Raw genomic sequence first — 12,156 nt, forward strand, 5'->3', positions numbered from 1 at the left:
AGACCGTGAGTCACAGACGGGGGTTGAGACCGTGGGTCACAGGTGGGGAGTGAGAGCGTGCGGCCACGTGGCGGTGGTGGCGGCCCATGACAGGCCGCTGCCGAAGGCCACCATCAGCACCCGCTGGTCGGGTTTGATCGCGCCGTCGGAGGCGGCGTGTGCGAGCAGGATCGGAACGGACGCTGCGGCGGTGTTGCCGACGTGCTCGATGTTGGTCGGCATGCGGGCGGTCGGGAAGGACAGGGCTGCGGCCACGGCCTGTGTGATCGCCGCGTTCGCCTGGTGCGCGACGAGCACGTCGACGTCCTCCAGACTCCAGCGCGCGGCCTCGGCGGCGGCGATCGCGGCGGCGCTCATGCGCTTGACGGCGTTGCGCACGACTTCGGCGCCGCGCAGGTGCAGGAACGCATCGGCGCCGCCGAGGTCCGGTGCGGGCGTGCGCCGCCGGGAGCCTCCGGCCGGGATGGCGATGGCGTCGGCGAGGGTGCCGTCACTGCCCCATACCGACGGGCCGAAAGTGGGGGACTCACCTGGTTCGGCCCGCCGTAGTACGGCTGCGCCTGCGCCGTCTCCGAAGATCGGGGCGGTGCTGGAGTCCCGGGGATTGATCATGGTGGAGGAGCTTTCGGCGCCGATCACCAGAACCGTTCCCGCGGTGGCGGCGGCGATCAGCCCGCGGGCGAGCTCGCAGCCGTAGAGGAACCCCGAGCAGCCGGCGTTCAGGTCGAAGGCGGGGACGCCGGTCATGCCCAGGCGGCTGGCGACTTCGGGAGCTCCGGCGGGGCAGAGCCGGTCCGGGGTCGTGGTGGCCAGGACGAGCGCGTCGACGCGCGACGCGCCGGCCGAGGCCAGCGCACGGGCACCTGCTTCCGTGGCCAGGTGAACGGTGGCCTCGCCGGCGCTGACGCGGTGCCGGCGGGCGATGCCGATCCGCCGCCGTACGAAGTCGTCCATGACGGGGCTCATGAGATCCGCATTGGTCACCACGGTCGGCGGCAGCCAGCACCCCAGTCCCGCCAGCACCGTGTTCGTCTTCTGCTCTTCTGCCACGATTCTTTCCGTTGAGGCGAGGTGGTGGGTGGTCGTCACCCGACAGCCATGGCCGGTTCGATCAGGTAGTCGAGATCGGTGAGTGGCCGGCCGGTGAAGAACCGCATCACCAAGTCACTCGCTTCGTACCGGCGCTGCAGGAACACCCAGTGATCGGCTTCACCGATCGCCGCGAACGTGCAGTCCCCGATCGTGGCCGCGAACTCCTTCTGCTCCTGCAGGGAGCTGATGGTGTCGTGCTCGCCGCAGAACACCAGCGTGGGAACACCGTCCAGACCGCCCTGGGGATCCAGGTTCTCCAGGACCGAACGCTCCATCGTCCGGAACCCGTGCGCGCTGCTGGTGACGGCCCGCAGGGTCATCCGCTTGACCAGTTGACGCACCACATCCCGGTTTCTGACGGTCGCCTCGGTGTCGGAGCACAGGAACATCTCCGCCAGGACGTCGACGAAACCGTTCGCATCCCCGGACAGCATCCGCTGGGCGCCGCGCATCCACAGGTCGACGAGTTTGTCGCTGATGCGGACGGGCACGCCGCCCAGGGCCAGCTTCGCGTACCGCTCCGGGCGTCGTTGCGCGCAGCGGAAGGCGACCGCCGATCCGAAGGAGTAGCCGAGGAAGTTGACGCGCTCCAGGCCGAGGTCGTCGATGATGATCTCGGTGGCCCGGCACATGGTCTCCATGTCCTGCTCGGGCCGCAGCGGGGTGGATTCGCCGGCGCCGGGGAGGTCCACCGAGATCAGGCCGGCGTAGGGCAGCACGTGACGCTCCATGATGGACCAGCCGTGCATGCCTTGCAGAACGCCCCCGAGGACGAGCACGGGCTCGATGACGGGGGCGTCGGTGTTCACCACCTGGTAGGAAAACGACAGCCCGTCCAATTGCAGGGTGTGGGTGATCGCCTTGGTCACGGTTCTCCATCGCAGGGTCGGGTCGTTCGGAGTCAGCCGATCGCAGGCGCGTCCTGCTGCCGGCCGCCGGCCGCGTCCAGGGCCTCCTGCACGAGATCGGCCGTTTCCTGGAGGGTGGTGTTCCCGGAGGCCAGCGAGTCGTTCAGCTGGATCCTGTAGTGGTCGGAAACGGTCACGAACATTTCCACCTGCGCGATGGAGTCCAGGTCGAGGCTGTCGAACGAACGGCCGCCGGTCAGTTCCTCGGGATCGAGGTCGTAGGTGGTGGCCAGGTAGTTGCGAATGAAGTCGAACGGCCGCTGAACCGGCTCCCCCATGAAGAACTCCCTTACCGTCGTGCGGGTTTGAGATCGGGCCAGGACAACGCGACCGCCCCCCATACGGCGCCGCCTCCGAACGCGGTCAGCAGCGTCCGCGTACCGGGGGCGACGGCCCGGGCCTTGACCAAGTCGTCCATGACCAGAGGAATCGATGCCGAAGAGGTATTGCCGACTCGGTGAATGTTCCCGAAGCGGCTGGCATCGGGCACACCCACCAAGTCGGCCACCTTGTCCAGGATCCGCTGGTTGGCCTGGTGGCCGATGAATGCGCCGACGGAATCCACCGGCCATCCCGCTCTCTCCAGCAATTCCCGGGACACCTCGGTCATCCGGCGCACCGCGTGGGCGAACATCTGCGGGCCCTGCATCCGCAGACAGCGGTCCGCCACCGATGCGAGAGCACCGGGGTCGGGCCGGCGGGAGCCGCCGGCTTCGACCACGGCAAGGTCCTTCTGCGTGCCGTCGCTGCCCAGGCAGGTCGCCTGAACGGCGCCGGGCTCATCGAGCTCGCCGCCGCGCAGCACCACGGCCCCGGCCCCGTCGGCGAAGACCACGGCGGTGCCGCGGTCCGAGGGATCGGTGATCGTCGACAGCGTCTCCGCGGCCAGGACCAGGACGCACTCCGCCTGCCCCGACCGGATCCACGCGTCGCCCACGGCCAGCCCGTAGGTGAACCCCGAACAGGCGGCTGCGACGTCGAACGCCGGCAAGGTGCCCAGCCCCAGCTGGGCGGCAACCCACGGAGCCGTCGCCGGTGAATGGTGGTCGGGCGTCGTGGTCGTCAGTACGACGAGGTCCACGACCGGATCGCCGGCGCTCTGCAAGGCCGCACGGCCCGCTTCGACCGCCAGGTCCCCCGTGCTGGTTCCCGGCTCCGCCCACCGTCTGCACCCGATCCCCGTCCTGCTGCGAATCCACTCGTCACTCGAACCGAGATTCGCAAGCGCCGGGTCGTCGTTACGGATCACGCGCGGAGGGAGGTGAGAACCGACACCGGCCACTACGGAAGCGGAACTGGCCATACGAATCCCCCGGATCGACAGCAAGTCTGCGATCGTGCGTCAATCGTGCGTCACTGTATTTCACGCATTAAGCGCCCGTCAAAGGAGTCGGAGAAACCTTCGGCCGGATCGCATTCACCATGCAACGAAAGTGCGATCATCGAACGGGCGGGCATTGGAATTCTTGTTCTGGCGCTGGATGCATGTGGCCGTGAGCTGTTTGCTCGCGGCCGGTTGCTTCGTTCGGCGGTGACCGGCGTGCTGCCCGGCCCGGGCGACGCCAAGCTGATGCCCGGTAATGCTTCGCGAGGGCCGGTCGCCCGGTCGCCCGGTCGCCCGGTCGACCGCCGAGGGGCGAGCAGCCGACGGGCGAGCGGCGGTCGCACGGCACCGTGGCACCAGTAAAGGTGGAGCGCTGTGATTGTTCGATCTTTCAATGACCTCGAGGACACCGAGCGGCACGTGCGGTCGGCCTCGGGCACCTGGCACAGCAAGCGCATCATCCTGGCGCGCGAGCGGGTCGGATTTTCCCTGCACGAGACCGTGATGTTCGCGGGCACGGCAACGTCGATGTGGTACGCGAACCACATCGAGGCAGTCGTGTGCGTCGAGGGCGAGGCCGAGCTCACCGACGAGGAGACGGGTGAGCAGCACTGGATCACCCCCGGGACGATGTACCTGCTGGACGGCCACGAGCGGCACACGGTCCGCCCCAAGACCGACTTCCGGTGCATCTGCGTGTTCAATCCGCCGGTGGTCGCCCGCGAGGACCACGACGAGAACGGGGTCTATCCGCTCCTGACGGAGGAGGGGTGACGATGACCACCGTCACCGATCTCTACCCGACGCGGGGGAGTGCGGAGGTGGTCACCGAGCGGTCGGACCCGGTGGTCTGGCCGGGCCGGGAGGTGGAGGCCGCGGCCGGCCCGTGGACCGCCGCGGACCTCGCCACGTACGAACGCGACGGCTTCCTGACCGTCGACCGTCTGATCACGTCCGGGGAGGCCGGGACGTTCCGCGCCGAGGTGGAACGGCTCATCCATGACCCCGCCCTGCGGACGGACGAGCGGACGGTCACCGAGCCGGGGTCCGACGAGGTGCGGTCGGTCTTCGAGGTGCACAGGATCAGCGACGTGTTCGCGCGCCTCGTACGGGACGGGCGCCTGGTCGACCGCGCCCGCCGGCTCCTGGGATCCGAGGTCTACGTCCACCAGAGCCGGGTCAACGTCAAACCGGGCTACCGGGGCAGCGGCTTCTACTGGCACTCCGACTTCGAGACCTGGCACGCCGAGGACGGCCTGCCCCGGATGCGGGCGGTCTCGGTGTCGATCGCCCTCACCGGGAACGATGTCACGAACGGCAGCCTGATGATCATGCCGGGCTCGCACCGCACGTTCCTGGGCTGCGCAGGCGCCACGCCCCCGGACAACTACAAGACGTCGCTGCGGATGCAGGAGGCCGGGACGCCCTCGGACCGGGCCCTGGCACGGCTGGTCGACGAGCACGGCATCCGGCTCCTCACCGGCCCCGCAGGGTCCGCGACGTGGTTCGACTGCAATTGCATGCACGGCTCGGGCAGCAACATCACTCCGCTGCCGCGCAGCAACGTCTTCATCGTCTTCAACAGCGTGGAGAACGCAGCCGTGGAGCCCTTCGCCGCTCCGGCCCGGCGCCCCGAATTCATCGCCGCCCGGGATTTCACCCCTGTTCGGAGTTCCGCGGTGACAACCCCGCGTTTGTGACGCCACCGCAGCTCTTTCCTGCGCGCCGGATTCACCGGATTCAGTGGGACGAGGGGGGAGAGGCGCGCCCTGAAAGCGGCCCGGAGAGGCTGCTGTTGACGTGAGTGTCTCGGAGGGCGCTCTCGTGATAGCCGCCTGTGGTGCCGTAAGAGTGGACCCACTCCTCGCCACTCTTAACTTATAGCGCACAGGGGGTCTTGCGGCAAGGCCCCGGTCATGGCGCAGAATCACCGGCCGAAGGCGGAGAACAAGGGGGAGATTTCGTGATCGACGTGATCGACGTGATCGACGTGATCGTGGTCGGCGGTGGACCGACCGGCTTGATGCTGGCCGGCGAGTTGCGGCTGCACGGCGTGCACGCGCTCGTGCTGGAGAAGGAGGCGGAGCCGACCGGGTTCGTCCGTGCGCTCGGCCTGCACGTGCGCAGCATCGAGGTGATGGACCAGCGCGGTCTGCTGGAGCGCTTCCTCGCGCACGGCCGGCAGCACGCGGTCGGTGGTTTCTTCGCCGGTATCGGCAAGCCGTGGCCCGACCGGCTGGACACCGCGCATCCCTACGTCCTCGGTATCCCGCAGACCGTCACCGAGCGCCTGCTGACCGAGCGCGCCGCCGAGCTCGGCGCCGAGATCCGGCGCGGCTGCGAGGTGGTCGGGCTGAGCCAGGACGAGGACGGGGTGACCGTCGTGCTGGCCGACGGCACGCGGCTGCGTTCGCGCTACGTCGTCGGCTGCGACGGCGGCCGCAGTGCGGTGCGCAAGCTGCTCGGCGTCGGCTTCCCCGGTGAGCCCACCAGGGTCGAGACGCTGCTGGGCGAGATGGAGGTGACCGAGGATCCGGCGACGGTGGCCGCCGTCGTCGCGGAAATCCGCAAGACCCAGCTGCGGTTCGGCCTGGGGCCCTTCGGGGGCGGGGTGTACCGCGTCGTCGTGCCCGCCGAGGGGGTGGCCGAGGACCGCACGGTCCCGCCGACTCTGGAGGAGTTCAAGCAGCGGCTTCGGGAGGTCGCGGGCACTGACTTCGGCGTGCATTCGCCGCGCTGGCTGTCCCGCTTCGGCGACGCCACGCGGCAGGCCGAGCGCTACCGGGTCGGCCGGGTGCTGCTGGCCGGCGACGCGGCGCACATCCATCCGCCGACCGGTGGGCAGGGGCTCAACCTCGGCGTCCAGGACGCGTTCAACCTCGGCTGGAAGCTGGCCGCCGAGGTGGGCGGCTGGGCCCCGGAAGGGCTGCTGGACAGCTACCACACCGAGCGGCACCCGGTGGCCGCCGACGTACTGGACAACACCCGCGCGCAGATGGAGCTGATGTCCCTCGAGCCGGGGGCCCGGGCCGTGCGCCGGCTGCTTGCGGAGCTGATGGACTTCGAGGACGTGAACCGGTACCTGATCGAGAAGATCATTGCGATCGGGGTCCGCTACGACTTCGGCGAGGGCCACGAACTGCTCGGCCGGCGCATGCGGGACGTGCAGCTGAAGCGGGGCCGCCTCTACGGGCTGATGCACGGCGGACGCGGTCTGCTGCTCGACCGGACCGGCCGGCTCTCGGTGGAGGGCTGGGCCGACCGGGTCGACCACGTCGTCGACGTCAGCGAGGAACTGGACGTGCCCGCGGTGCTGCTGCGGCCGGACGGCCACGTGGCGTGGGCCGGTGATGACCAGCAGGACCTGCTCGGCCGGATGCCGAGGTGGTTCGGCGCTGCCGCGAGCTGAGCGCGCAGGCGGGGCACTGCGTCCTCCCGGCGAGGGCGGCGGCGGAGCCGCGTCACGCGGTTTCCTCCGTGCCCGCTTTGCCGATCAGCTCCCGCAGCGCATCCGGACCGGGTGCGACGACTTCGGCGAGCCTGGTGCCGCTGCGAAACGCCATGAAGACGGGGACCGGGCCCACGCCCGCCTTCTGGGCGACCTCGTAGGCCTCGTCCATGTCGACCGAACGGAAGTCGATGCCGGCGAATTCGGGGAGTCCGGAGAAGCGCTCGAAGACGGGGCCGATCACACGGCAGAGGGAAGCCCAGGTCGCGCAGAAGAACACCACCACCGGCTTGTCCTGGCTGATCGTCTCCTCGAACTCGGCCAAGCTCGTCAGCGGTGTGATGGCCATGTCGTTCGTCCCTTCGTGACTCTTCCGGCGTGCATGGAGGGGGACAGCCCGTGTGCATCACCGTTCCACGGGTCCGGTGGTCGCGCACACCGGCAGTCGCGCTCGGCCGTCATGAGCCGGGTGCCGTCAACCCCGGACACCGCCCGCGCCGGCGTGCCCCGCGCCGGCGTGCCCCGTTCCGGCGGGCTGCCGGTTCCGGCGGGGAACGAAGGTGAGCGGGGAAACGAAAAGCGAGCCCCGGGCGAATGACGCCCGGGGCTCGCCGGTCCTTCTTTGCTGACGCCTTCTAGGCCGCGGAAGGCGCCGCCGCGGTGTCGGTGGACTCGGCCGGGCGGGGGATGCGGTGCAAGCCCTTGCGGTCGTAGAAGCGGGTGACGCCGAAGCCGAAGAGCACGGAGGCGACCAGGGCGATGCCCATGGAGATCCACGCGCGGGTGAGGCCGGCGTCGGCCTGGGCGTCGTAGTAGAGGATGGAGCGCATGCCCCCGGTGATCTGCCGGAGCGGCTCGAATTCCGAGAGCGTGCGGAAGAAGCCGGGCAGCGCCTCCAGCGGCACGGTCGCTCCGGAGGACGGGACGGCCATGGCGATGAAGACGATGGTGGAGACCAGCATGCCGGGCGTGCCGAAGACGGCGAGCATCGCCAGGGCGCTGACGCCGACGGCCGCGATCGTGCCCACGGAGTAGAGCCACAGCAGGCCGAGGTGGGAGGCGTCCATGTCGAGGACGCCGACCGTGGCGAGTTGGACGAGGGAGCCCATGACCACGGAGAGGCCGAGCATGAGGACCGTGCCGACGGCCAGCGTGCGGACGCGGCTGGTGTGCCGGACGGGCATGCGCTGGCGGAAGGGGCCGAAGTCGGTGTGCACGTAACCGAGCGCGGTGTCGACCTGGGAGCTGATGGCGTTGGCGCCGAGCACGCCGCAGACGACGAGGACCAGGGCGTAGTAGAAGGCGCTCAGACCCATGGCGCTGTGCGTGCCGAGCGGGTGGCCGTCTGCCACCTCGACGTTCACGGGATCGGTGAGCATCAGCTTGGCGGCCGGGGCGAGCTGGGCCTTCTGGGCGGCGGCCCGGTTGAGGAGGTCCTTGCCGAGCTGGGCGGAGGCGGCGTGGGCCGCCTTCTGGTTCGCCTGGCTGGCCATGGAGGAGCCGATGCTGCCGGCGGACTGGTTGGTCAGCACCGTCAGGGTCGGGCGCTTGGCCTCCGTCGCCTTCGGGCTGGTCAGCCCCGCCACCGTGGCGGTGAAGTTCTCCGGGACGACGAGTGCGCCGTAGACCTTGCCCTGGCCGAGCCGCTTGTCGGCCTCCTGCCGGCTGACGACCTGCCAGGCGAAGCTGTCGTTGTTCGCGGCGGACTTCTCGATCCCGGAGACGACCTGGTCGCCGAGGTTGAGGTGCTTGCCGTTGGCGTCGGCGCCACGGTCGCTGTTGACCAGTGCGATGGGCAGGTCGCGCAGGTTGCCCTTGGGGTTCACGTTGCCGCCGACGTACAGCAGGGCGAACAGGATGGAAACCACCGCGACGATGAGGCCTGAACCGATCCACAGCTTCGGGCTGCGGAGTACGGAAGAGGGCTCGGGGGAAGGCATATTCGCTCCGAGTTCTTACCTAGAGTAACTAGATACTGAAGGTATCCAGTAACTAGATAGTGGCAGTATCTTCCAGGAGTGTCCAGTCGTCGCAGTAGGACGCCCGGCCGGCGCACCACCATCGAGGAAGCCGCATGAAGATCTCCGAGCTCAGCCGCACGACCGGCGTGCCGGTCGCCAGCATCAAGTACTTCCGGCGGCAGGGCCTGCTGCCCGCCGGCAAGGCGACGGCCGCGACGCTGGCCGAGTACGGGCAGGAGCACGTCCAGCGCCTGCGGCTGATCAAGGCTCTGACCACCCTGGGCGGGCTCTCCATCGCCGCCACCCGCGACGTCCTCGCAGCCGTCGACCAGGCGCACAGCACCGACAGTGCCCTGGGGGCGGTGAGCTACGCCCTGCCCGTGCCCGTCGCGGAGTCCCCGGTCGGTGACGCCGACCGGGAGGAGGAGATCGGGTCGGCCGCGGAAGCGGAGGTGGCAGACCTGATCGAGGCCATGGGCTGGCAGGCGCCCGGCACTTCCCCCCACGTGGAGGGGCTGACGGCGGCGCTGCGGGAGCTCAGACGGCTCGACGCGGACTATCGGCCCGGCGAACTCGTCGCCTACGCGGAGCTGGCCCGTTCCATCGCCCGTTTGGACCTCGACCGCGCCGCCGCCTTCGACGACGCCCCGGAGGCCCTGGCAGAGCAGGCCGTCATCGTCTTCGCCCTCTCCGCTCCCGTGCTCGAACTGCTGCGGCGGCTGGCCCAGGAGGACCAGGTCCGCCGCCGCATCACGAGCCTCCCCAGTGACGGCCCCCGCACCGGGTGACACCTCCGCGGTCCGTTGCCATGCGGGCCGGCTCTCGTTGCTCAAGGAGACGATGCCGACCGGTCGCCGGGAACGGGGTGTGCAGGATGGGACGAGGTGGCGGAGGAGCCGAGCTCTTCGAGGAGCTGGCCCGTGACTGGTGGGCCGAGGATTCCCCGGCCGCGCCCTTGCGCGCCCTCAATCAACCGCGGTTCGCCTTCTTCGACCGGTACGTCGACGGCGGCTGGACCGGCCAGAGGGTACTGGACGTGGGATGCGGCGGGGGCTTCACCACCGAGTACCTCGCCTCGCGCGGCGCGGTCGCCTCGGGAGTGGACGTTTCCCCGGCCCTGGTGCGCGCCGCCAGGCGCCACGCCGCGGAGACCGGTCTGGACATCCGCTACGCCGTGGGAGCGGGGGAGCGCCTGCCGTTCGCCGACGGGTCCTTCTCGGTGGTCACCTGCCTGGACGTGCTCGAGCACGTGCCCAGCCCCGGCGAGGTGGTGCGCGAGATCCGTCGCGTACTGGCCCCGGGCGGGGTGTTCCTCTTCGACACGATCAACCGGACCTGGCGCTCCCGCCTGATCATGATCTGGGGACTGGAGCACGTGCTCCGAGTGATCCCGCGCGGCACGCACGACTGGAACGACTTCATCACCCCGGCCGAGACGACCGGTTACCTCGGCGCTGCCGGACTCACACCACTGGGCCGGATGGCCGGTCTGTTCGTGGTCGGCCGCCGCCCCGACGGCAGCTTCCGGACCCGCCTGACCCGGGACCTCTCCTGCACCTACCTGGGCGCCGCCCGCCGCTGACCGCAGCAGCTCGCCCGGATCACCCGGATCACCGGGACGTGAACACGGAAACATCGCCTTCATGTTCGAGGTGACGGCAGGAAATGTGCCCTGCCTAGCGTTCCCCCTGGCCGGCTGCCAGCCGTTGCAGCCACAGCACGCCCAGGAGAACGCATGAGCAGTACCGAGCGACGATTGAAGGAACCCGCCGGCCGCGAAGAGTCTGCGCAGGCCGGGGCCGACCTCGGGCACGCGGCGCGGGAGACGCTGGAGGACTACACCCTCCGGTTCGCCCCGCGCAGCTACCGCCGCTGGACGCCGATGGTCGTGGCGACCACGGCGATGGGCGGGATCGCGTACCTGGCCGACTTCTCGATCGGCGCCGGCATCGGCCTCACCCACGGCACCGGGAACGCCCTGGCCGCGATCCTCGTCGCCGCTGTGGTCATCTTCGTCACCGGCTTCCCCCTCGCCTACTACGGGGCGCGCTACAACATCGACCTGGACCTGATCACCCGCGGCTCCGGCTTCGGCTACTACGGTTCGGTCCTGACCAGCGTCATCTTCGCCAGCTTCACCTTCATCTTCTTCGCCCTCGAAGGGTCGATCATGGCGCAGGGGCTGAAGCTGGGCCTGGGGCTGCCGCTGTGGCTCGGCTATCTGGTCTCGACGTTCATGGTGATCCCCCTGGTCGTCTACGGGATGAAGGCGCTCAGCAAGCTTCAGGTGTGGACGACGCCCGTCTGGTTGCTGCTGATGGTGGGACCGCTGGTCTACCTGGTGGCCACCGACCCGGGCACGGTGGACCGCTGGCTGGCCTACGCGGGCACCGACGGCCAGGGAGGAGTGAACACCGCCTCGGTGCTGCTGGGCTCCGGCGTCTGCCTGTCACTGATCGCACAGATCGGCGAACAGATCGACTACCTGCGTTTCATGCCTCCCCGTACGAGCGCGAACCGCCGCGCCTGGTGGACGGCGGTCGTGGTGGCCGGTCCCGGCTGGGTCGTGCTCGGTGCGCTGAAGCAGGCGATAGGAGTCTTCCTCGCCGTCTACGTCATCGCCTCCGTGGGGCCGGCGGCCGCGACCGAGCCCATTCAGCAGTTCAAGGCCGCCTTCGACGCGATGATGCCCTCGTGGCTGGTCGTTCCGCTGGCCGTGGTCCTGGTCGTGATCAGCCAGATCAAGATCAACGTGACGAACGCCTACTCCGGCTCACTGGCGTGGACCAACTCCTTCACCCGGCTGACCGGGCGCTACCCGGGCCGCATGGTGTTCGTCCTGCTCAACCTGGCCTTCGCGCTGGCGCTGATGGAGGCCGACATGTTCAGCTTCCTCAACCGCGTCCTGAGCTTCTACTCCAACTGCGCCATCGCCTGGGTCGTCACCGTGGCCACGGACATCATCGTGAACAAGTACTTGCTGAAACTCTCCCCGCACGCACCCGAGTTCCGGCGCGGCATGCTCTACGCCGTCAACCCCGTGGGCACGGTCGCCTTCGTCGCCGCCTCGGGCCTGTCGATCGCCATGTACTTCCACGCCCTGGGCGACACGCTCCAGCCCTACTCCCCGGTCGCGGCGGCACTGATCGCCTTCGTCGTCACCCCGCTGATGGCCGTACTGACCAAGGGGCGCTACTACCTGCGCCGCACCACGGACGGGATCGACGAACCCCTGCTCGACGCGGAGGGCAACCCGAGCGCCACGCTCTACGAGTGCCACGTGTGCCGACAGGAGTTCGAGCGCCCGGACGTGGCCGCCTGCCGCACCCACGACGCGGTGGTGTGCTCCCTGTGCCTGAGCACCGACAGGATCGGCGACCACGTGCTCCCTGCGAGCGGCGGCGCCGCGTAACCGCCGGAGGC

12 protein-coding genes are annotated in these 12,156 nt (G+C 69.6%); 6 read left to right on the forward strand and 6 right to left on the reverse strand.

Annotation, left to right across the window (positions count from 1 at the left end; genetic code table 11):
* Window positions 1-36 precede the first annotated feature (36 nt).
* From AS857_RS14775 to AS857_RS14790, 4 genes are read right to left on the reverse strand one after another with little or no spacing between them, the layout of a single operon-like run.
* On the reverse strand, window positions 37-1,050 hold the full coding sequence (locus tag AS857_RS14775) for a 3-oxoacyl-ACP synthase III family protein (RefSeq protein WP_058043556.1): 1,014 nt from the start codon (window positions 1,048-1,050) through the stop codon (window positions 37-39).
* 35 nt (window positions 1,051-1,085) lie between these two features.
* Window positions 1,086-1,961, reverse strand: a complete 876-nt coding sequence (locus AS857_RS14780) for an alpha/beta fold hydrolase (RefSeq protein ID WP_063804255.1) — start codon at window positions 1,959-1,961, stop codon at window positions 1,086-1,088.
* Between the two features lie 32 nt (window positions 1,962-1,993).
* Window positions 1,994-2,278 (reverse strand): acyl carrier protein, encoded by a 285-nt coding sequence (locus AS857_RS14785; RefSeq protein ID WP_058043557.1) that lies wholly within the window; start codon window positions 2,276-2,278, stop codon window positions 1,994-1,996.
* An 11-nt stretch (window positions 2,279-2,289) separates the two neighbouring features.
* Window positions 2,290-3,327 (reverse strand): beta-ketoacyl-ACP synthase III, encoded by a 1,038-nt coding sequence (locus AS857_RS14790; protein WP_245699834.1) that lies wholly within the window; start codon window positions 3,325-3,327, stop codon window positions 2,290-2,292.
* Window positions 3,328-3,699: 372 nt separating this feature from the next.
* Between AS857_RS14790 and AS857_RS14795 the strand changes: the two genes are divergently transcribed.
* From AS857_RS14795 to rox, 3 genes are all read left to right on the forward strand, one after another.
* A complete protein-coding gene (locus AS857_RS14795) occupies window positions 3,700-4,098 on the forward strand; it encodes an ectoine synthase (protein ID WP_058043559.1) in 399 nt (132 codons plus the stop codon).
* 2 nt (window positions 4,099-4,100) lie between these two features.
* Window positions 4,101-5,024: an ectoine hydroxylase gene (gene thpD / locus AS857_RS14800; protein ID WP_058043560.1), complete on the forward strand. Its 924-nt coding sequence runs from the start codon at window positions 4,101-4,103 to the stop codon at window positions 5,022-5,024.
* Window positions 5,025-5,305: 281 nt separating this feature from the next.
* Window positions 5,306-6,733 carry a rifampin monooxygenase gene (gene rox, locus AS857_RS14805; protein ID WP_058044153.1) on the forward strand — a complete coding sequence of 476 codons (1,428 nt, stop codon included), beginning with the start codon at window positions 5,306-5,308 and terminating at the stop codon, window positions 6,731-6,733.
* A gap of 52 nt (window positions 6,734-6,785) precedes the next feature.
* On the opposite strand, the gene AS857_RS14810 is transcribed toward rox, so the two are convergent.
* Complete coding sequence (locus tag AS857_RS14810) at window positions 6,786-7,121, reverse strand: thioredoxin family protein (protein WP_058043561.1); 336 nt, start codon at window positions 7,119-7,121, stop codon at window positions 6,786-6,788.
* A 286-nt stretch (window positions 7,122-7,407) separates the two neighbouring features.
* Window positions 7,408-8,712, reverse strand: a complete 1,305-nt coding sequence (locus AS857_RS14815; protein ID WP_058043562.1) for a YhgE/Pip domain-containing protein — start codon at window positions 8,710-8,712, stop codon at window positions 7,408-7,410.
* 134 nt (window positions 8,713-8,846) lie between these two features.
* On the opposite strand from AS857_RS14815, the gene AS857_RS14820 reads away from it, so the two are divergent.
* From AS857_RS14820 to AS857_RS14830, 3 genes are all read left to right on the forward strand, one after another.
* The gene (locus AS857_RS14820; RefSeq protein ID WP_058043563.1) at window positions 8,847-9,521 is read left to right on the forward strand and encodes a MerR family transcriptional regulator; all 675 of its coding nucleotides are present in this window, start codon (window positions 8,847-8,849) and stop codon (window positions 9,519-9,521) included.
* Between the two features lie 86 nt (window positions 9,522-9,607).
* Window positions 9,608-10,315, forward strand: a complete 708-nt coding sequence (gene ubiG / locus AS857_RS14825) for a bifunctional 2-polyprenyl-6-hydroxyphenol methylase/3-demethylubiquinol 3-O-methyltransferase UbiG (RefSeq protein WP_058043564.1) — start codon at window positions 9,608-9,610, stop codon at window positions 10,313-10,315.
* A 153-nt stretch (window positions 10,316-10,468) separates the two neighbouring features.
* A complete protein-coding gene (locus AS857_RS14830; RefSeq protein WP_058043565.1) occupies window positions 10,469-12,145 on the forward strand; it encodes a purine-cytosine permease family protein in 1,677 nt (558 codons plus the stop codon).
* Window positions 12,146-12,156: the final 11 nt, after the last annotated feature.

This window comes from Streptomyces roseifaciens (genome assembly GCF_001445655.1).
Lineage (GTDB): Bacteria > Actinomycetota > Actinomycetes > Streptomycetales > Streptomycetaceae > Streptomyces > Streptomyces aureoversilis.

Coding starts and splice junctions, on each gene's coding strand:
- AS857_RS14785 (WP_058043557.1), bottom strand. CDS start 2,278: ATGGGGGAGCCGGTTCAGCGGCCGTTCGACTTCATTCGCAACTACCTG.
- thpD (WP_058043560.1), top strand. CDS start 4,101: ATGACCACCGTCACCGATCTCTACCCGACGCGGGGGAGTGCGGAGGTG.
- AS857_RS14810 (WP_058043561.1), bottom strand. CDS start 7,121: ATGGCCATCACACCGCTGACGAGCTTGGCCGAGTTCGAGGAGACGATC.
- AS857_RS14815 (WP_058043562.1), bottom strand. CDS start 8,712: ATGCCTTCCCCCGAGCCCTCTTCCGTACTCCGCAGCCCGAAGCTGTGG.
- AS857_RS14820 (WP_058043563.1), top strand. CDS start 8,847: ATGAAGATCTCCGAGCTCAGCCGCACGACCGGCGTGCCGGTCGCCAGC.
- ubiG (WP_058043564.1), top strand. CDS start 9,608: ATGGGACGAGGTGGCGGAGGAGCCGAGCTCTTCGAGGAGCTGGCCCGT.
- AS857_RS14830 (WP_058043565.1), top strand. CDS start 10,469: ATGAGCAGTACCGAGCGACGATTGAAGGAACCCGCCGGCCGCGAAGAG.